This is a genomic window from Streptomyces sp. NPDC050546 (genome assembly GCF_044457425.1).
Lineage (GTDB): Bacteria > Actinomycetota > Actinomycetes > Streptomycetales > Streptomycetaceae > Streptomyces.
Window position 1 is genome coordinate 59,798 of sequence record NZ_JBITGX010000028.1, and the last position, 18,033, is coordinate 77,830.

At 69.8% G+C, this 18,033-nt stretch carries 19 protein-coding genes and 2 tRNA genes; 8 read left to right on the plus strand and 13 right to left on the minus strand.

The window, feature by feature from the left end; translation table 11 throughout:
* Positions 1-276 precede the first annotated feature (276 nt).
* Positions 277-1,122, minus strand: a complete 846-nt coding sequence (locus tag ACIBK5_RS41805) for a hypothetical protein (RefSeq protein ID WP_399028436.1) — start codon at positions 1,120-1,122, stop codon at positions 277-279.
* A 223-nt stretch (positions 1,123-1,345) separates the two neighbouring features.
* Here ACIBK5_RS41805 and ACIBK5_RS41810 point away from each other — a divergent pair, with 223 nt between their 5' ends.
* Positions 1,346-2,449, plus strand: coding sequence for a Leu/Phe/Val dehydrogenase (locus tag ACIBK5_RS41810; protein ID WP_399028439.1), 1,104 nt, complete (start codon positions 1,346-1,348; stop codon positions 2,447-2,449).
* Between the two features lie 322 nt (positions 2,450-2,771).
* Complete coding sequence (locus tag ACIBK5_RS41815) at positions 2,772-3,026, plus strand: DUF3073 domain-containing protein (RefSeq protein WP_399028441.1); 255 nt, start codon at positions 2,772-2,774, stop codon at positions 3,024-3,026.
* 80 nt (positions 3,027-3,106) lie between these two features.
* Here the strand turns inward: ACIBK5_RS41815 and purM are convergent, their stop codons facing one another.
* From purM to ACIBK5_RS41860, 9 genes are all read right to left on the minus strand, one after another.
* On the minus strand, positions 3,107-4,186 hold the full coding sequence (gene purM, locus ACIBK5_RS41820) for a phosphoribosylformylglycinamidine cyclo-ligase (protein WP_399028444.1): 1,080 nt from the start codon (positions 4,184-4,186) through the stop codon (positions 3,107-3,109).
* A 45-nt stretch (positions 4,187-4,231) separates the two neighbouring features.
* The gene (gene purF, locus ACIBK5_RS41825; RefSeq protein ID WP_399028446.1) at positions 4,232-5,761 is read right to left on the minus strand and encodes an amidophosphoribosyltransferase; all 1,530 of its coding nucleotides are present in this window, start codon (positions 5,759-5,761) and stop codon (positions 4,232-4,234) included.
* Between the two features lie 63 nt (positions 5,762-5,824).
* On the minus strand, positions 5,825-6,601 hold the full coding sequence (locus ACIBK5_RS41830; protein WP_399028449.1) for an META domain-containing protein: 777 nt from the start codon (positions 6,599-6,601) through the stop codon (positions 5,825-5,827).
* A gap of 37 nt (positions 6,602-6,638) precedes the next feature.
* Entirely contained in the window at positions 6,639-7,436 is a 798-nt protein-coding gene (locus ACIBK5_RS41835) for a sterol carrier family protein (protein WP_399028451.1), read from the minus strand.
* Between the two features lie 10 nt (positions 7,437-7,446).
* Positions 7,447-8,277, minus strand: coding sequence for a M23 family metallopeptidase (locus ACIBK5_RS41840; RefSeq protein WP_399028453.1), 831 nt, complete (start codon positions 8,275-8,277; stop codon positions 7,447-7,449).
* 28 nt (positions 8,278-8,305) lie between these two features.
* Positions 8,306-8,806: an ArsR/SmtB family transcription factor gene (locus ACIBK5_RS41845; RefSeq protein WP_399028455.1), complete on the minus strand. Its 501-nt coding sequence runs from the start codon at positions 8,804-8,806 to the stop codon at positions 8,306-8,308.
* Between the two features lie 59 nt (positions 8,807-8,865).
* On the minus strand, positions 8,866-9,990 hold the full coding sequence (locus ACIBK5_RS41850; protein ID WP_399028457.1) for an MAB_1171c family putative transporter: 1,125 nt from the start codon (positions 9,988-9,990) through the stop codon (positions 8,866-8,868).
* Positions 9,991-9,995: 5 nt separating this feature from the next.
* On the minus strand, positions 9,996-10,517 hold the full coding sequence (locus ACIBK5_RS41855) for a hypothetical protein (RefSeq protein WP_399028459.1): 522 nt from the start codon (positions 10,515-10,517) through the stop codon (positions 9,996-9,998).
* Positions 10,518-10,559: 42 nt separating this feature from the next.
* The gene (locus ACIBK5_RS41860; RefSeq protein ID WP_399028461.1) at positions 10,560-11,030 is read right to left on the minus strand and encodes a helix-turn-helix domain-containing protein; all 471 of its coding nucleotides are present in this window, start codon (positions 11,028-11,030) and stop codon (positions 10,560-10,562) included.
* A 257-nt stretch (positions 11,031-11,287) separates the two neighbouring features.
* On the opposite strand from ACIBK5_RS41860, the gene ACIBK5_RS41865 reads away from it, so the two are divergent.
* On the plus strand, positions 11,288-11,884 hold the full coding sequence (locus tag ACIBK5_RS41865) for a hypothetical protein (RefSeq protein ID WP_399028463.1): 597 nt from the start codon (positions 11,288-11,290) through the stop codon (positions 11,882-11,884).
* A gap of 90 nt (positions 11,885-11,974) precedes the next feature.
* Here ACIBK5_RS41865 and purL read toward each other — a convergent pair whose 3' ends face one another.
* The 3 genes from purL to purS are packed head-to-tail and all read right to left on the minus strand — an operon-like array spanning position 11,975 to position 15,170.
* The gene (purL, locus tag ACIBK5_RS41870) at positions 11,975-14,233 is read right to left on the minus strand and encodes a phosphoribosylformylglycinamidine synthase subunit PurL (RefSeq protein WP_399028465.1); all 2,259 of its coding nucleotides are present in this window, start codon (positions 14,231-14,233) and stop codon (positions 11,975-11,977) included.
* Positions 14,230-14,910 (minus strand): phosphoribosylformylglycinamidine synthase subunit PurQ, encoded by a 681-nt coding sequence (purQ, locus tag ACIBK5_RS41875; protein WP_193483504.1) that lies wholly within the window; start codon positions 14,908-14,910, stop codon positions 14,230-14,232. Before purQ ends, purL begins: the two co-directional genes overlap by 4 nt.
* Positions 14,907-15,170: a phosphoribosylformylglycinamidine synthase subunit PurS gene (gene purS / locus ACIBK5_RS41880; protein ID WP_010045045.1), complete on the minus strand. Its 264-nt coding sequence runs from the start codon at positions 15,168-15,170 to the stop codon at positions 14,907-14,909. Before purS ends, purQ begins: the two co-directional genes overlap by 4 nt.
* A 278-nt stretch (positions 15,171-15,448) precedes the next feature.
* On the opposite strand from purS, the gene ACIBK5_RS41885 reads away from it, so the two are divergent.
* The 5 genes from ACIBK5_RS41885 to ACIBK5_RS41905 all read left to right on the plus strand — a co-directional run bounded on the left by ACIBK5_RS41885 (position 15,449) and on the right by ACIBK5_RS41905 (position 18,019).
* The gene (locus ACIBK5_RS41885) at positions 15,449-15,766 is read left to right on the plus strand and encodes an Lsr2 family protein (RefSeq protein WP_193483505.1); all 318 of its coding nucleotides are present in this window, start codon (positions 15,449-15,451) and stop codon (positions 15,764-15,766) included.
* A gap of 134 nt (positions 15,767-15,900) precedes the next feature.
* Positions 15,901-15,972: transfer RNA gene (locus tag ACIBK5_RS41890), tRNA-Gly, on the plus strand.
* A gap of 96 nt (positions 15,973-16,068) precedes the next feature.
* Positions 16,069-16,141, plus strand: a tRNA-Gly gene (locus ACIBK5_RS41895).
* A gap of 142 nt (positions 16,142-16,283) precedes the next feature.
* Complete coding sequence (locus ACIBK5_RS41900; protein WP_399028467.1) at positions 16,284-17,246, plus strand: ABC transporter ATP-binding protein; 963 nt, start codon at positions 16,284-16,286, stop codon at positions 17,244-17,246.
* Positions 17,243-18,019 carry an ABC transporter permease gene (locus tag ACIBK5_RS41905; protein ID WP_399028469.1) on the plus strand — a complete coding sequence of 259 codons (777 nt, stop codon included), beginning with the start codon at positions 17,243-17,245 and terminating at the stop codon, positions 18,017-18,019. The genes ACIBK5_RS41900 and ACIBK5_RS41905 overlap by 4 nt, the downstream gene beginning before the upstream one ends.
* The last annotated feature ends 14 nt before the right edge of the window (positions 18,020-18,033 follow it).

An 18,033-nucleotide genomic window follows, 5' to 3' on the forward strand; every position in this document is an offset into this window, starting at 1 on the left:
CACTACGGGACGGAAGGAGCCCCCCGGACTCCTTGTCCTATTTTGGCATGAGGAGGGGCAAGGGGCGCAAGAGCCACGTACGTGTAGTCCGTCACGCTTGGCCAACTTGAGAGGTACGCCCGGATCGGGTTTTACGTCCCTTGTTGACGAAGCCTCAGGAAACGCACAGTCCGCTTCAGGAAGTCGGTGCGAGGACAAAACCTCAAATCGGGCGGTTCGTCAAACGTCAGTTCGTGACCGACCGCGAGCCGTCCGTAGGGATCACAAGGTCAGAGGTCAGTTGGCCGACCGAAGATCCCGCACGGAACGCCACCGCTCCACCAGCCGCCCGTACGCCGCCCCCGCGGCCGTCCCGTCGCCCCGGCGCAGCGCGGCGATCCCCTCGGCCACGTCCGCCGCCGAGTGGTCGTCCTCCAGCGCCCCGGCCGGCACGGCGTGCACCAGACCGCCGTAGTCCAGTTCCACGAGCGAGCGCGGGTGGAACTCCTCCAGCCAGCGTCCGACGTCCATCAGGCCGTCGATCAGCGGCCCCTCGTCCATGGCCTCCTTCAGGGCCTTGAGGCCCCGGGCCACCCGCCGCCGGGCCTGGACCATCGGCGTGCGGTAGCGCAGCACGGGCGGGCTGTCGACCGAGGCGCCCTTGTCGTACTCGCGCTCCTCGTCGGAGACCAGCACGAACCAGTTGATCGGCACCTGCCAGGTGGCCGTACGGATCCATGGCCGGGCGTCCGGGTTGATCGCCAGCCAGCGCTCGTAGTCCTGGGTGGCCTGGCTCCGCAGGAAGGGCGGCAGGACCGCGTCCAGGACGGGCTGCGGGAGCTCCTCGGAGAGCTCGTCCAGGGCCAGCCAGCCGCGCAGCCGGGTGCGCCAGGGGCAGACGCAGACGACGCCGTCGACGTCGAGCACGAAGGCGTCCTCGCTCTCGTGCACCGGCACCGGGACCGGCGGGGTGGGCGCCAAGTCGGCCAGGGCGCGGCGGAGTTCGTCCTGATACGAGGGACGGTCCGTACGACGTGCGTAGCGGGCCCAGTGGCTGCGCTCCGGCTCGGGGAAGGCGGCCAGCGGTTCGTACACGCGCAGATAGGTCGCGTAGGGGACGATCACCGAGGACACCTTGGGCACGCCTGCTCCCTCCCCCGCGCTCCGTCGCGAAAACCTGCGGAACCCACTCACGAACGCACGGGAAGACTATGCAAATCGTCGCACGGCTGTACTCCGCACGGAGGGGATCCTGTGCGCGGTGCCTCCGATGGGCGCACCAGGCTCTAATCTCATGCTCAACAGCTCCCGCCACCCATACGGGAGCCCAGCCCCACCCGCCGCAACTTACTCAGGAGTCACCACAGTGACCGACGTAGCCGGCGCGCCTGCTGATGTACTGCACACCCTGTTCCACTCGGACCAGGGGGGTCATGAGCAAGTCGTGCTCTGCCAGGACCGCGCGAGCGGCCTCAAGGCCGTCATCGCCCTCCACTCCACCGCCCTGGGCCCCGCGCTCGGCGGTACGCGCTTCTACCCGTACGCGAACGAGGCGGAGGCCGTCGCCGACGCGCTGAACCTCGCGCGCGGGATGTCGTACAAGAACGCCATGGCCGGTCTCGACCACGGCGGCGGCAAGGCCGTGATCATCGGCGATCCGGAGCGCATCAAGAGCGAGGAGCTGCTCCTCGCCTACGGCCGCTTCGTGGCCTCCCTCGGCGGCCGCTACGTCACCGCCTGCGACGTCGGTACGTACGTCGCCGACATGGACGTCGTGGCCCGCGAGTGCCGCTGGACGACCGGCCGCTCCCCCGAGGCCGGCGGCGCCGGTGACTCCTCCGTCCTCACCGCCTACGGCGTCTACCAGGGCATGCGCGCCTCCGCCCAGCACCTGTGGGGCGACCCGACGCTGCGTGCGAAGCGGGTCGGCATCGCCGGTGTCGGCAAGGTCGGCCACCACCTGGTGGAGCACCTGGTGAAGGAGGGCGCCGAGGTCTTCGTCACGGACGTGCGCGAGGACGCCGTGCGGCGGATCACCGAGCGGCACCGGGACGTGATCGCCGTCAAGGACACCGACGAGCTGATCCGGGTCGACGGGCTGGGCATCTACGCCCCCTGCGCGCTGGGCGGCGCCCTGAACGACGACACCGTGCCCGTGCTCACCGCCGAGGTGGTCTGCGGTGCCGCCAACAACCAGCTCGCCCACCCGGGTGTGGAGAAGGACCTCGCCGACCGCGGGATCCTCTACGCGCCGGACTACGTGGTGAACGCCGGTGGTGTCATCCAGGTGGCCGACGAGCTGCACGGCTTCGACTTCGAGCGGTGCAAGGCCAAGGCGGCGAAGATCTACGACACGACGCTGGCCATATTCGCACGTGCGAAGGAAGACGGCATTCCGCCGGCCGCGGCGGCCGACCGGATCGCCGAGCAGCGGATGCACGACGCGGCCGTGGCCCGCCGGGCGCGCTGAACCGGAGGCGGATGCGGGACTGACCCGGAGGGGTCTCGTACGTTTGGCCGGTACCCGTCGGTGGGCAGTTAGAGAGAACTCTCACTTCTACCGGCGGGTCGACCGCCGATAAGTGGTTAAAATCGCGGTTGACCAGCGAGGACGGGGCGCCTCGAGGGTCCTGGGCGCGGGCACGTCATGCGGGCGACGTACCGTATGGGCGCGGGCTCAGGTACCGTGGAAGCCCTACGGACACGGTCTCTCTGCGGAGAGTCCGTGCCGGACCATGAACGCGTGTCAAGACTCTGGGGCCGTCGAGCCCCGTCGTTGAGGGGGTCGAGCCATGGGGCGCGGCCGGGCCAAGGCCAAGCAGACGAAGGTCGCCCGCCAGCTGAAGTACAACAGCGGTGGGACTGACCTCTCACGCCTGGCCGAGGAGCTGGGTGCATCGCCTTCGAATCCGCAGCCGCCTAACGGCGAGCCGGTGGTCGAAGACGATGATCAGGATGAGGACCTGTACGCACGGTACGCCGACCTCTATGAGGACGACGACGAGGATGAGGACGGCCAGTCCTCACAACACCGTCGCGGCGCTTGACCCTGCACTGAGCACTCACCCGGTCGGTGACTCCGGTCACCGACCGGGTTCTGTGCTGCCCGCAGGGTTACGACCGTGCCTCAGCTCGCGTAGTCACCGATCAGGGCGGCGCCGGTGGTGTGCTCGCCCCGGTCCGTGATCTCTCCTGCCACCCAGGCGTCCACGCCACGGTCGGCCAGGGTCGCCAGGGCCACGTCCGTGGACTCCTGCGGCACGATCGCGATCATGCCCACGCCCATGTTCAGGGTCTTCTCCAGCTCCAGGCGCTCGACCTGACCCGTCCGGCCGACGAGGTCGAAGATCGGGGCCGGGGTCCAGGTGGAGCGGTCGACGATCGCGTGCAGGCCGTCCGGGATCACCCGGGCGAGGTTCGCCGCGAGTCCGCCGCCGGTGATGTGGCTGAAGGCGTGCACCTCGGTGGTGCGCATCAGGGCCAGACAGTCCAGCGAGTAGATCTTCGTCGGCTCCAGCAGCTCCTCACCGAGGGTGCGGCCGAGCTCGTCGATGTGGGTGTCCAGCTCGAGTCCCGCCTGGTTCAGCAGGACGTGGCGGACGAGGGAGTACCCGTTCGAGTGAAGACCGGAGGCCGCCATGGCGATCACCGCGTCACCCGTACGGATACGATCCGCGCCCAGCAGCCGGTCGGCCTCCACGACACCCGTACCGGCGCCGGCGACATCGAAGTCGTCCTCGCCCAGCAGACCCGGGTGCTCGGCGGTCTCGCCGCCGACCAGGGCGCAGCCGGCCAGCACACAGCCTTCGGCGATGCCCTTGACGATGGCGGCGACGCGCTCGGGGTGGACCTTGCCGACACAGATGTAGTCGGTCATGAACAGCGGCTCGGCGCCGCAGACCACGATGTCGTCCATGACCATGGCGACCAGGTCGTGGCCGATGCTGTCGTAGACGCCCAGCTGGCGGGCGATGTCGACCTTGGTGCCGACGCCGTCCGTGGCGGAGGCGAGCAGGGGACGCTCGTAGTTCTTCAGGGCGGAGGCGTCGAAGAGGCCGGCGAAGCCGCCGAGGCCGCCGAGGACCTCGGGGCGCTGCGCCTTCTTCACCCACTCCTTCATGAGTTCGACGGCGCGGTCGCCCGCTTCGATGTCGACGCCCGCGGCTGCGTAGCTGGCGCCGCCCTCGGCGATGGGTGTCTCAGACATGGCTGATGAGAACCTTCGTGTCGTACGGCAGGTGTTACGGGCCGGCTACGGGCGGCGGATCGCGTCGGCGGCGGCCGTGGCGGCCGGGCCGGCGGCCAGCTCGGTCTCCAGGAGCTGCTTGCCGAGCAGCTCGGGGTCCGGGAGCTCCATCGGGTACTCGCCGTCGAAGCAGGCGCGGCACAGGTTCGGCTTGGCGATGGTGGTCGCCTCGATCATGCCGTCGATGGAGATGTACGCCAGGGAGTCGGCGCCCATCGAGGTGCCGATCTCGTCGACGGTCATGCCGTTGGCGATCAGCTCGGCGCGGGTGGCGAAGTCGATGCCGAAGAAGCAGGGCCACTTCACAGGCGGCGAGGAGATCCGGATGTGGACCTCGGCGGCGCCGGCCTCGCGGAGCATGCGGACCAGGGCCCGCTGGGTGTTGCCGCGCACGATCGAGTCGTCGACGACGACCAGGCGCTTGCCCTTGATGACTTCCTTGAGGGGATTCAGCTTCAGCCGGATGCCGAGTTGGCGGATGGTCTGTGAGGGCTGGATGAAGGTGCGGCCCACGTAGGCGTTCTTCACCAGGCCCGAGCCGAAGGGGATGCCGGACGCCTCCGCGTAGCCGATGGCGGCGGGGGTGCCGGATTCCGGGGTCGCTATGACGAGGTCGGCGTCGACCGGGGCTTCCTTGGCGAGCTTGCGGCCCATCTCCACGCGGGAGAGATAGACGTTCCGGCCGGCGATGTCGGTGTCCGGGCGGGCCAGATACACGTACTCGAAGACACAGCCCTTGGGCTTCGCTTCCGCGAATCGGGAGGTGCGCAGGCCGTTCTCGTCGATGGCGACGAACTCGCCCGGCTCGATCTCGCGGACGTACGAGGCGCCGCAGATGTCGAGGGCCGCGGACTCGGAGGCCACGACCCAGCCGCGCTCCAGGCGGCCGAGGACCAGCGGGCGGATGCCCTGCGGGTCGCGGGCCGCGTACAGCGTGTGCTCGTCCATGAAGACGAGGGAGAAGGCGCCCTTGACCTGCGGGAGAACCCTGTGGGCGGCGTCCTCGATGGTCAGCGGCTTGCCGTCCTCGTCGACCTGGGCCGCGAGGAGCGCGGTGAGTAGGTCGGTGTCGTTCGTCGCCGCGACGCGCGGGGTGCGGCCGCCCTCCTGCTTGGGCAGATCGGCGACCATCTCGGCGAGCTGGGCGGTGTTGACCAGGTTGCCGTTGTGGCCGAGCGCGATGGAGCCGTGCCCGGTGGCACGGAACGTCGGCTGGGCGTTCTCCCACACGGAGGCACCGGTGGTCGAGTAGCGGGCGTGTCCGACCGCGATGTGTCCCTGGAGCGAGCCGAGGGAGGTTTCGTCGAAGACCTGGGAGACCAGGCCCATGTCCTTGAAGACAAGGATCTGAGAGCCGTTGCTGACCGCGATTCCCGCGGATTCCTGGCCTCGATGCTGGAGGGCGTAGAGCCCGAAGTACGTGAGCTTGGCGACCTCTTCGCCCGGAGCCCAGACACCGAAGACGCCACAAGCGTCCTGGGGGCCCTTCTCACCGGGGAGCAGGTCGTGGTTGAGTCGTCCGTCACCACGTGGCACGCCACCGAGTGTAGGCGAGGTCGACCACTGGTCCGAATTGGGGATAACGGACTTTTTGGTGGATCACTGCCCGGCGACCGCTCGCACGCTAGTTCCGTTTTCGCTGGTCAGCGTCAGAGTTCGATGATCGACTCCGTACTTCAGCTTCCCGTCGAAAAGACGCAGCAGGGTCTTCTCGCCGGACATGAGTGAGTCTTCGCACATCATGCGGGTCGTGGCCGGAGGGCCCAGGGTGATACTGCCGTCGCGCACGGTGGCCTTGGCGTTGACCTTGTTGCAGCCGAGGCTTCCGGAGACGGTGCCCTTCTTCTCGTCGAAGGTGAGGTGGGCGCGGCCGTCGGCCTCCGGGGTCGTGACGGTCCACTTGGTGCCGCTCAGCTCGGCGTCCTTGGCCTTGGTGAGACGGACGGTGTCGCCCTTGTCGGTGGTGAGGGTGAGGCGTTCGCCGTCCACCTTCGCCTTGAACTCCTGGTCGGAGAGGGTGCGCGCGAGGGTCTCCTCGAAGGCCATGGGCTTGTTCTCGCAGGCCATCTCCGTGGCCATGGTCTTGCTGAGCCGGATGCGGTCGCCTTCGACGGTGGCGTCGGCGCCGAAGTTGTTGCAGCCGAAGCTGCCCTCGGCCCGGCCCTTGTCGATGGTCACGTGGGCGCCGGTGGGTGCCTTCTGGGTCTTTCCTTCCGCGGTGACGCTGTCCACGCTCCACCGCATGCCGGTCACCGCCGGCTTGTCGGCACCGACCGAACCGCTGCCGCTGTCCGCCTTCTCACTGCCGCAGGCCGCCATGAGCGGGACGAGCATGGCGGCGGCCGTCAGGGTCATGCGCTGCTTCTGCCTGTCCATGCCACTTCGACGGGGGACACGGGGGGATCGGTTCCCCTTATGTCATCAGGGGCAGGTAGGGGGACAGGTCCGCGCGCTCTCCACTGGCGCTGAGCTGCGCGTCCTGGCGTGCCTGCGGCCAGGCCAGCCGCCCGGTCGCCAGCCGGATCCAGGTGAGCGGGTCCGTCTCGACGACATTGGGCGGGGTGCCCCGGGTGTGCCTCGGACCCTCCACGCACTGCACCACCGCGTACGGCGGCACCCGCACCTCCGTCGAGCCGCCGGGGGCCTTCGCGGCGAGCGCGTCGGCGAGCAGCCGGGTGCAGGCGGCCAGTGCCTGACGGTCGTAGGGGATGTCCAGGCCCGGGACGGCGGCGTTGAGGTCGTCGGTGTGGACGACGAGTTCGACGGTGCGTGTGACGACGTAGTCGGCCAGGGGCAGGGCGCCCGCGCTGGTGGGGAGCAGCCGGCCGGCGGGGTGCGCGTCGAGGTTCGCGGTGAAGCGGTGCTCGGCGCCGGCGAGGTGGACGTCGAGGTCCGGGTGCTCCTCGGCCAGGCGGCGGGCGGTGCCGGCGATGGCGGGGGCGTCGTCGGCGATGGCGAAGGGCCAGTCGAGCAGTCGGCCGTCCTGCCGCGCGGGCTCGGGTTCCCCGAGCAGCCGGTCCACGGCGTCCAGGGCCATGGCGCAGTGCGCGGCCAGCTCGCGCACGGTCCAGTCGCCGAGGCGCGTGGGCAGGGCCAGCCGGTCGGGGCCGAGGGTGCCCACGGCCCGGCGTATGTTCCCGAACTGGGCGAGCACGGCGGCTCGCGTCTTGGCGGGGTCGTAGGCGCGGGGGCGCTTCTTGGCCGGGGGCATGAGGGGCAGCCTAGGCGGGGGCTGTGACAGCGGGTGCCTCGAAGGTCTCGCCGTTGCGGGGCACGCCGAGGCCGCTCCAGGTGAAGGGGAGCCCGCGGGCCGCGTCCGGGTCCGGGGCGTCCATCAGCTGGAAGTGCAGGTGCGGCTCGGAGGAGTTGCCGGAGTTGCCGCAGCGGGCGAGCGGTTGTCCGGCCCGGACGCGGTCGCCCTCACGGACGGTGAGGGAGCCGCGCTGGAGGTGGGCGTAGGCGGCGTAGGTGCCGTCGCCGAGGTCGAGGACGATGTGGTTGCCGAGGATGCGGCTGACTCCGGCCATCTCTCGTACCGAGCCTTCGGCGAGCATCAGGTACAGCAGCCCGGGCAGTGAGTTGCGGCTGAGGTGGTCGCGCTGCCCGTCCGCGGCCCGTACGACCGTGGCGTCGGCGACCGCGAGGATCTCGGCGCCGAAGGCCGGGAAGTCCTGGGGGCGGCGGGCGAGCGGCCACAGCCACCGGAAGGCGGGGCGGGAGCCCGGCTCGGGCTCGGCGAGGATGTCGATGGCGTATGTCTGCCCGTGGGCGTGGAGTCCGTGGCTCGGGGTGCGGTCGGCCGGGCTGTTCAGCGCGGACCAGCGGCCGGTCACGGGCGGGGCGACTTCGAGGGGTTCCCTGGCCCGGCGCGAGCTGTCCGGGGCGCCGCCCCACCGGTGGGCGACGGCGGCGACGGCGTACGCGAGGAGCAGCAGCAGGAGGTTCCACAGGATGGGGTAGCCCCAGCCGAAGCACATGTGGGCGATCACCAGGCCGATGAAGGCCAGTTGCAGGCCCTGGAAGGCCACCATGCCGAGCTTGTGTGCGGACATCCCGTCCCCCGTTTCCTCTTCCTCGCCGCTATGGTCTGGCCGTCGCCACCGCCACCAGCAGTGGTACGACGCGCTGGGCCGGTACCTCGTAGCGGCCCCGGCCGGTGGTGTGCAGCCAGCCCGTGCCGGTGAGCTGGCGCAGGTGGTGGTAGATCTGGCCGGTCGTGCCGACCTCGTCCAGCTCGGCGAGTTCGGCCGCGGTGCGCCGGCCGCCGAGGATCTCGCGGAGCAGCCGGAGCCGGACCGGGTGGCCGAGCGCCGCGAACGACTCGGCGGACGCCGTCCAGTCCTCCTCCAGCAGCCCCTCCGTCAGGGCTCCCATCTGCCACGCGTACGGTTCGCCCGTCGGCAGGCGCACGGAGCCGGTGTAGAGGACGCCTCCGTCGGCGGCCCCCAGTTCGGCCAGCTGCTCCCGCAGCCCGTTCAGGGCCCAGAAGTCGCCCCCTTCGAGGCGGGGGCCGGTGCTGCGGGCGCCTTCCAGGGCCGCCAGCCGGCGTTCCAGGTCGGCTACGCGTTCTTCGAGTTCCACTCCCACGAGATTACGGAACTACGTAATATCGTGCAACTCCCGCGACGGAGGCCGCGCGGTCAGACAGCGGCTCTCGGGGTGAGGCTCTCGCGTCTCAGTGCGCGCGACACCGCCACCAGTTCCCGTACGTCGGCGTCGAGGCTGTCGTTGTCGGGGGACGCCACCTTGAGGGCCCTGGCCGGGCAGGGCCGGCCGCCCGCCTGGGCCCGCAGGGCCGCCGGGAGATGGGCGGCTATCACGTCCGGCTGGGCTCCTTCCTGTACTCCCCGCATCGCCAGGTAGGGGCTGACGCGCACCAGGCCGTCCCGGCATTCGATGGCCCGGCGGTAGTAGTGGCGGGTCATGGCCCGCATGCGCAGGCGCTCCCACCGCGCCGAGGCCGGGCGCTCCCTCAGCGCGCTGTCGGGGTAGGCGGCGTGCAGCAGGGACCACAGGGCGTGCAGTTGCCGGTAGGCCCGCCTGCGCCGCTGCCACGCGGACGCCGCGGCGAGCCGCGCGGAGACGCCCGGGTAGCTCACGCCGATGGCGAGCAGGGGGATGCCGACGGCGAGCAGGACGGTCGCGCCGCGCCCCACCAGGGCGGGACAGTCGACGCCGGCCGTGCGGACCACCATGCCCAGCACGCGCAGCGACGCGGCCAGGGCCATGCAGACCAGCGCCAGGGCCGTCAGCCGCAGACCGACGGAGAAGGACCGCTCGGGGACCCTCAGGTACGGGCGGACTCTGCGCAGCGTCGTCGTCAGCGCGTAGACCAGATAGAGGTGGGACGCGACGACGAGGACGACGATGCCGGGCACCGCCGGATCCGCCGAGACGAAGGTGACGGCGCGAAGACGCGAGGGAGTCCGGACGTAGGCGAGGAGGACGACCAGCGCCACGACGGCCAGGAGCGCTCCCTCCCGGCGGGTCCGGCCGCGCGTGTTGGCACGGTCGTCGCCGACGGGCCGGGAGAAGAGGAGCAGCCAGTAGCCGGTGTCCAGCAGGAGCACGGCGGTCAGCAGCAGGGCCGCGCCCTGCCCCAGCAGGACGTCGACCTTCGGTGCCACGCTGTGCAGCCCCAAGGAGAAACCCGCGGCCGCGCAGACGAGGCACAGGGTGACCGCGAGGAGTGAGCGGTTGCGGGGTGCCCTGGCCATCTGGTGCAGCTTCCACAGGACGGCCACGCCGAGCAGCGCGAGGGTCACCGCTGTCACAGGAGCCCTCGGCTGTCCCCGAGTGCGCTTCTCACATCGGTCAGGGCGGCGTCGCACGCCGGGGGCGCGGCGGTGCCGTCACAGACCGTCCATTCCATGATGATCGTCGCTATGGTCTCGGCTTCGCGCTCCTGCGTGTCGTCGTACAGCGTGCGGCGCAGGGCCCGGTCGATGGTCTTCGGCGAGAGGTCCAGGGTCTGCTCGGACCAGACCAGGTCGTCGCAGCTCTCGTTGTGATGCCGGGCCAGCATGTGTCCGACCTCGTGCAGGATGATGTGGTCCTGGTGGGTCTTCGTCGTCTCCTGCTGGAAGAAGACGTAGTCGGCGGTCGGCGTGGACACCCAGGCCCCGTACGGGCCCGGGACCTCCAGGGGGTAGGGCATCAGGCGCAGGGGCCGGCCGCGGCTCTCTCCGAGAAGCCGGCACAGTTCCTCGACCGGCAGGGGTGAGCGCACCCCGAGAGCCCGCAACTCGCGCTTGCACAGGGCTCTCAGCCGCCGTTCCTTCAGCCAGTCCACGCGTCCCCCCTTGCCCGGCCGGGACCGCGCCCCGTCGCTCGGTCAGGCGTCGTCGGCACCCCGTCGTTCCACTTGTTCCAGCTTCTCCGCCTGTTCCAACTTGTACACGACGTCCAGGAGTTCCATGACTTGCCTGCGGCGCGTGGGCGACAGCTCCCCCGCCCGCAGGGCCATGAGCTTCACATCGCCGTTCTCCACCATCCGGGCCATCCGGGTCTGCTCGGCGACGAGCGCCTCCAGCCGGCCCTCGACCCCCTCGGAGACCTGGTCGTCGAAGAAGTAGGCGGCCGGCACTCCGAAGAAGTCGGCCAGGGCCTGCAGATGCCGGAGCGTGGGGTTGGTCTTCTTCTCCTTGCGCAACTGCCAGATGTAGCTCTGGGAGATGTGGACACCGGTCTCTCGAATGGCGGCGGCGACCTGCTCGTTGCTGTACTCGGAACCACCGTCCGGCCGCACTGTGGCGAACAGCCGGTTCAGCTTCCCGGCCAGGCTGGCAGGCGTCTCATGGCTCATCTCGGTCTCCATCGGGTCGCTGAACGTTCTGCGGCGCCGTAGCCCCGCCGCACCCTCGTTCTGCACTCAGGTTAAAGGTGCGCACCAGGGCCCATTGATGTCAGTTGCGTGTCGATCTCGTGTGAAGTACGGTGCCGAAAACGGCGCTTCCACTCACGTAAAAGGCCTGGAACAGGCCCGATGTACGCAGGTAGAGCCGATCAGTCGCCACATCGCGGGAGTCTGGAGACAGCGTGTCGAATCACGGTGGGGCAGAGGTGACTCCCAAGCCGCGCATAGGAGACCGGGCCGGGATCCTGGCCCGCGCCCTGATGGCGGTGATCACTCGGCGCCCCCTCGGCACAGCGTCGGGCACGACGGTGATCCGGCACTCCTCCGAAGTCCGCTCCATGGTCATGGTCCTGACCCTGATGGAGATCCCGCTGGCGTTCCTCGTCTCCGAGATGCTTCCGCCGGCCGGCCGGATCCCGCACGCGGTGCTGGAGCTCGGGCTGATCCTCACCGGCTTCGGCGTCCTGGCCGCCGTGGCCCGCAGTCCGCACACCGTCTCGGCCGATCGGGTCGCCCTGCGCACCGGGTTCATGGGCGGCATGGAGCTGCCGCGCCCGATGGTGCGGTCGGCGAACCGGTCCATGAGGACGATCGAGGGACGAGGACTGCGCCCCGTCCCGAACGAGGCCTCGGCCGTGGCGTGCTCGATCGGCAGCTCCGTCAACATGCGGGTCCTCCTGGAGGAGCCCGTGCCGGTCGAGCTGGGCGACGGGCAGAGTCTCGACATCGACACGGTCTACATCTCGGCGGACTCGCCCGACGCGATCACCCGGGCCCTGAAGAACAGCGCCCTGCACCGCTGACGGCGCGAGCGAACCGATCGCCGCCACCGGCAGACACCTGTGCCCCGTCGAGTGGGACCTCGACGGGGCACAGGCATGACTTGCCCCGGCTTACGCCAGCAGCGCCGGAATCGTCGCCTCGTGCGTCTCGCGCAGCTCGGACAGGGGGAGAGCGAACTCGCCCTGGACGTCCACGGAGTCACCGTCGACGACACCGATGCGGGTGGCCGGGAGGCCCCGCGCCCCGCACATGTCGTTGAAACGGAGCTCCTCGGAGCGCGGCACGGCCACGACCGCGCGGCCCGCCGACTCGGAGAAGAGGAAGGTGAAGGCGTCCAGACCGTCCGGGACGATCAGGCGGGCGCCCTTGCCGCCCAGCAGCGCCGACTCGACGACCGCCTGGATCAGACCGCCGTCGGACAGGTCGTGCGCGGAGTCGATCATGCCGTCGCGGGAGGCGGCGATCAGGATCTCGGCGAGCAGCCGCTCGCGCTCCAGGTCGACCTTGGGCGGCAGGCCGCCGAGGTGGTCGTGCACGACCTGGGACCAGGCCGAACCGCCGAACTCCTCACGCGTGTCGCCGAGGAGGTAGAGCAGCTGCCCCTCCTCCTGGAAGGCGACCGGCGTGCGGCGGGCCACGTCGTCGATCACGCCGAGGACCGCGACCACCGGGGTCGGGTGGATGGCGGCCTCGCCCGTCTGGTTGTAGAGGGAGACGTTGCCGCCGGTCACCGGGGTGCCCAGCTGCTGACAGGCGTCGGCCAGACCGCGCACGGCCTCCGCGAACTGCCACATCACCGCCGGGTCCTCGGGCGAGCCGAAGTTCAGGCAGTCGGAGACGGCGAGCGGCTTGGCGCCGGTGGTGGCGACGTTGCGGTACGCCTCCGCCAGCGCCAGCTGGGCGCCGTGGTACGGGTCGAGCTTGGCGTACCGGCCGTTGCCGTCCGTGGCGATCGCGACGCCGAGGCCGGACTCCTCGTCGATCCGGATCATGCCGGAGTCCTCGGGCTGGGCGAGGACCGTGTTGCCCTGCACGAAGTGGTCGTACTGCGAGGTGATCCAGGACTTGGAGGCCTGGTTCGGGGAGCCGACCAGCTTCAGGACCTGGTCCTTCAGCTCCTCCGAGGTCCCCGGCCGCGGCAGCTTGTTCGCGTCGTCCGCCTGAAGCGTGTCCTGCCAGGACGGGCGGGCGTACGGGCGCTCGTAGACCGGGCCCTCGTGGGCGACCGTGCGCGGGTCGACGTCGACGATCTTGCCGCCGTGCCAGTAGATCTCCAGGCGGTCGCCGTCGGTCACCTCACCGATGACGGTGGCGATGACGTCCCACTTCTCGCAGATCTCCAGGAACCGGTCGACCTTCTCCGGCTCGACGACCGCGCACATGCGCTCCTGCGACTCGCTCATGAGGATTTCCTCGGGCGAGAGCGTCGAGTCGCGGAGGGGTACGTCGTCGAGGGTGACGCGCATACCGCCGGAGCCGTTCGACGCCAGCTCGCTCGTCGCGCAGGACAGGCCCGCCGCACCGAGGTCCTGGATGCCGACGACCAGCTTCTCGGCGAAGGCCTCCAGGGTGCACTCGATGAGCAGCTTCTCCTGGAAGGGGTCGCCGACCTGGACGGCCGGGCGCTTCGACGGCTTGGCGTCGTCGAAGGTCTCGGAGGCCAGGATCGAGGCACCGCCGATGCCGTCACCGCCCGTACGGGCCCCGTACAGGATGACCTTGTTGCCCGCGCCGGAGGCCTTCGCGAGGTGGATGTCCTCGTGCCGCATCACACCGATGGCACCGGCGTTGACCAGCGGGTTGCCCTGGTAGCAGGAGTCGAAGACGACCTCGCCGCCGATGTTGGGCAGACCCAGGCAGTTGCCGTAGCCGCCGATGCCGGCGACGACACCCGGCAGCACGCGCTTGGTGTCGGGGTGGTCGGCCGCGCCGAAGCGGAGCGGGTCGACGACGGCGACGGGCCGCGCACCCATGGCGATGATGTCGCGGACGATGCCGCCGACACCCGTGGCCGCGCCCTGGTAGGGCTCCACGTACGACGGGTGGTTGTGCGACTCGACCTTGAAGGTGACCGCGTAGCCCTGGCCGACGTCCACGACACCGGCGTTCTCGCCGATGCCGACGAGCAGCGCGTCGCTCTGCGGTGCCTTCTCGCCGAACTGGCGCAGGTGCACCTTCGACGACTTGTACGAGCAGTGCTCGGACCACATGACGGAGTACATGGCGAGCTCGGCCCCGGTGGGCCGGCGGCCGAGGATCTCCACGACCCGCTCGTACTCGTCCTTCTTCAGGCCGAGTTCGGCCCAGGGCAGCTCGATGTCGGGGGTCTCGGCCGCGTGCTCGACCGTGTCCAGAGGCGTCCGGCTCATGCGTTGACCAGCTTCTTGAGGATCGAGGTGAAGAACGGCAGGCCGTCGGTACGACCCGTACCGATCAGCTGCTCGACGGCGTGCTCGGGGTGCGGCATGAGGCCGACCACGTTTCCGGCCGCGTTGGTGACGCCGGCGATGTCCCGCTGCGAGCCATTGGGGTTGAAGTCGAGGTACCGGAAGGCGACGCGGCCCTCGGCCTCCAGCTGGTCGAGCGTGTACGCGTCGGCGACGTACTGCCCGTCGTTGTTCTTCAGCGGGATGTGGATCTCCTGGCCGGCCGTGTAGTCGGTGGTCCAGGAGGTCTCGGCGTTCTCGACGCGCAGCTTCTGGTCACGGCAGATGAAGTGCAGGTGGTCGTTGCGCAGCATCGTGCCCGGCAGCAGATGGGCCTCGGTGAGGATCTGGAAGCCGTTGCAGATGCCGAGCACCGGCAGACCGGCCTTCGCCTGCTCCAGCAGGGGCTCCATCACCGGCGAGAAACGGGCGATGGCCCCGGCGCGCAGATAGTCGCCATAGGAGAAACCACCGCACAGCACCACGGCGTCGACCTGCTTGAGGTCCTTGTCCTTGTGCCAGAGGGCGACCGGCTCGGCGCCCGCGACCCGGATCGCGCGCTGCGTGTCCCGGTCGTCCAGACTGCCGGGAAAAGTGACGACGCCAATACGAGCGGTCACTTCACGGCCTCCGCGACTTCCTCGACCCGTACGGTGAAGTCCTCGATCACGGTGTTCGCGAGGAAGGACTCCGCAAGATCGTGAATGCGGGCGAGGGCGGCCTCGTCGACCGGCCCGTCAACTTCCAGTTCGAAACGCTTTCCCTGGCGGACGTCCGAGATCCCCTCGAAACCCAGCCGCGGCAGTGCGCGCTGCACCGCCTGGCCCTGGGGGTCGAGGATCTCCGGCTTGAGCATGACGTCGACTACGACGCGTGCCACGTGCACTCCCGGTGGTGTGGTGCTGAGCAGGTTCCTGCAGTGGTTTCAGACTACCTGCACAAAATTTCTACGCGCGTCGACTTGTAGGAAGCTACGTGACGGTCATCACGATCCCGCATCGTCGGGGCCACACACGAAAATTTCCAGGAAAGATTCCGGGTCGTCACCTGAAACCTATTGCGTTCGGACACGCGGAAGGATTTAGTCGGACTTCACAATGCATTGCACGGCACTGTACAAATGAAATTGGCAAGTGCCGCAGGAAGGGACCGATATTCGTGGCGCAGAAGGTCGTGGTCACTCTCTTTGACGACATCGACGGCTCGGAAGCGGCGGAAACGATCGCTTTCGGACTGGACGGCAAGTCGTACGAGATCGACCTGAACGAAGGCAATGCCGACGAACTGCGGAAGGCCCTCGCGCCTTACGTGGAGGCCGGCCGCAAGCGGTCCCGCTCGGGCAAGGCGTACCGGCAGACGGAGGTCGCCCCCGACCCCTCGGCCGTACGGGCCTGGGCCCAGGCCAACAAGATGGAGGTCCCCGCGCGCGGGCGCATCCCCAAGAAGGTCTACGAGGCGTTCACCGCCGCGCAGTGACGGCCCCGTGAGCCCCGCCCGACGGCCGGCCATCCGCCCCTCGCGGCAACCGACTTGCGCAGCACCCCGGCTGATCAGTTAGAGTCTGGAGCACGCCGAGGGGCGAGGCCGAAAGGCCCAGCTCACGGAAACATGCGGGTGTAGTTCAGTAGTAGAACATCCCCCTTCCAGGGGGAAGGCGCAGTGTGCGATTCCTGTCACCCGCTCTGCATCACCGTACCGACCACTCCTGTGGATCAGGTAGGCTGGTGCCCGCACCGATCGGTGACCGTGCTTGTTCAGGCGGGCGGTCGGGGGCAATTGCGGACGTAGCTCAGCTGGTAGAGCGCAACCTTGCCAAGGTTGAGGTCGCGAGTTCGAACCTCGTCGTCCGCTCGGAAATGAGACCCCGGTCCTGATGGACCGGGGTCTTCTTCGTGTTTCCGTTCCTTCATCATCCGGTCGTTCTGACATTTGTCATGCCGAGTGATGACAGCGCGCACTGCTCCCGGGGCCGTGGGGCCGGGACCCTGAAGGCATGGAGAAAAGCGGACACGAACACGTGATCGAGGTCACTGACCTGCGGCGTGTGTACGGGGGCGGGTTCGAGGCGGTGGGCGGGATCAGCTTCTCCGCGCGGCGCGGCGAGGTCTTCGCACTCCTGGGCACCAACGGCGCGGGCAAGACATCGACCGTGGAGGTGCTGGAAGGGCTCGCGCCGCCGACCTCCGGGACGGTGCGGGTGCTCGGCCATGACCCGTACACCGAGCGGGCCGCCGTCCGCCCGCGTACCGGCGTCATGCTCCAGGAAGGCGGCTTCCCCTCGGAGCTGACCGTCGCGGAGACCACGCGGATGTGGGCAGGCTGTGTGAGCGGGGCCAGGCCGGCGCGGGAGGCACTGGCGCTGGTCGGCATGACCGGGAAGGCCGACGTACGGGTCAAGCAGCTGTCCGGCGGTGAGCGGCGGCGCCTGGACCTGGCGCTCGCGCTGCTCGGCGGGCCCGAGGTGCTGTTCCTGGACGAGCCCACGACCGGTCTGGACGCCGAGGGGCGGCGGGACACCTGGGACCTGGTGCGGGCGCTGCGCGACGGCGGTACGACGGTGCTGCTGACCACGCACTACCTGGAGGAGGCCGAGTCACTGGCCGACCGGCTGGCCATCCTGCACGAGGGGCGCATCGCGGTCACCGGCACACCGGCCGAGGTGACGGCGACCCAGCCGTCCCGGATCTCCTTCGAGCTGCCGGAGAACTTCTTCGTGGGCGACCTGCCGCCGCTCGACCAGCTGGGCGTGTCCGGGCACGAGATGGACGGACGGGTCGTACGGCTGCGCACGCGTGAGCTGCAGCGGGCGGCCACCGGACTGCTGGTGTGGGCCGAGCGGGCCGGAGTCGAGCTGCACAGGCTGGACGTGCGGTCGGCCTCGCTGGAGGAGGCGTTCCTGGGGATCGCGCGAGAGATGTCCGAGAAGCCGGCGCCGGTCCGGGAGCGTGTGGCATGAGCACACCGGTCACCACCCCCGTCGGCCGTATGGCCGCCCTCGCACGGGCCGAGATGGTCCTCTTCGGCAGGAGCAAGGGCACGCTCGTCGCGGCGCTGTTCGTGCCGCTGACCCTGCCGTTCGCCATGCGGTCCGCCGTGGAGGAGCTGGACCTCAAGGACGCCGGCCTCAGCGTCGGGCTGGTCATGCTGCCCGCGGCGATCGGCTTCTCCCTGCTGTTCGCGGTGTACTCCTCGCTCGTCGGCGTCTTCACCGCCCGGCGTGAGGAACTCGTCCTCAAACGGCTGCGCACCGGCGAACTGCGGGACGCGGAGGTCCTGGCCGGGGCGGCGCTCCCGGCCGTCGTCACCGGGTTCGTCCAGTGCGTGCTGCTCGCCGTGGGCTGTACGGTCCTGCTGGACCTCGGCGCGCCGTCGGCGCCCCATCTGGCGGTCCTCGGGCTGCTGTTGGGACTGTCGGCCTCGGTGACCCTCGCGGCGCTCACCGCGAGCTTCACCCGGACCGTGGAGAGCGCGCAGGTCACCACGCTGCCGGTGTTGATGATCACGATGCTCGGCTCGGGCTTGATCGTGCCCCTGGAGCTGCTGCCCGACCGCCTCGCCTCGGTCTGCGAACTGCTCCCCCTCACGCCCGTGATCACCCTCGTGCGCGGCGGCTGGAGCGGCGACCTGTCCGGGGCCGAGGCCCTGACGGCCATCGCCACGGCGGTCGCCTGGACGGTCGTGGCGGTGTTTGCTGTACGGCGGTGGTTCCGGTGGGAGCCGCGACGCTGACGAACGAGGCAGGG

Excerpts from the sequence above, each read along its gene's own strand:
- purL (WP_399028465.1), bottom strand. The coding sequence starts at position 14,233 with ATGAGCCGGACGCCTCTGGACACGGTCGAGCACGCGGCCGAGACCCCC.
- ACIBK5_RS41830 (WP_399028449.1), bottom strand. The coding sequence starts at position 6,601 with ATGGACAGGCAGAAGCAGCGCATGACCCTGACGGCCGCCGCCATGCTC.
- ACIBK5_RS41860 (WP_399028461.1), bottom strand. The coding sequence starts at position 11,030 with ATGAGCCATGAGACGCCTGCCAGCCTGGCCGGGAAGCTGAACCGGCTG.
- ACIBK5_RS41900 (WP_399028467.1), top strand. The coding sequence starts at position 16,284 with ATGGAGAAAAGCGGACACGAACACGTGATCGAGGTCACTGACCTGCGG.
- ACIBK5_RS41840 (WP_399028453.1), bottom strand. The coding sequence starts at position 8,277 with ATGTCCGCACACAAGCTCGGCATGGTGGCCTTCCAGGGCCTGCAACTG.
- ACIBK5_RS41815 (WP_399028441.1), top strand. The coding sequence starts at position 2,772 with ATGGGGCGCGGCCGGGCCAAGGCCAAGCAGACGAAGGTCGCCCGCCAG.
- ACIBK5_RS41905 (WP_399028469.1), top strand. The coding sequence starts at position 17,243 with ATGAGCACACCGGTCACCACCCCCGTCGGCCGTATGGCCGCCCTCGCA.
- purM (WP_399028444.1), bottom strand. The coding sequence starts at position 4,186 with ATGTCTGAGACACCCATCGCCGAGGGCGGCGCCAGCTACGCAGCCGCG.
- ACIBK5_RS41835 (WP_399028451.1), bottom strand. The coding sequence starts at position 7,436 with ATGCCCCCGGCCAAGAAGCGCCCCCGCGCCTACGACCCCGCCAAGACG.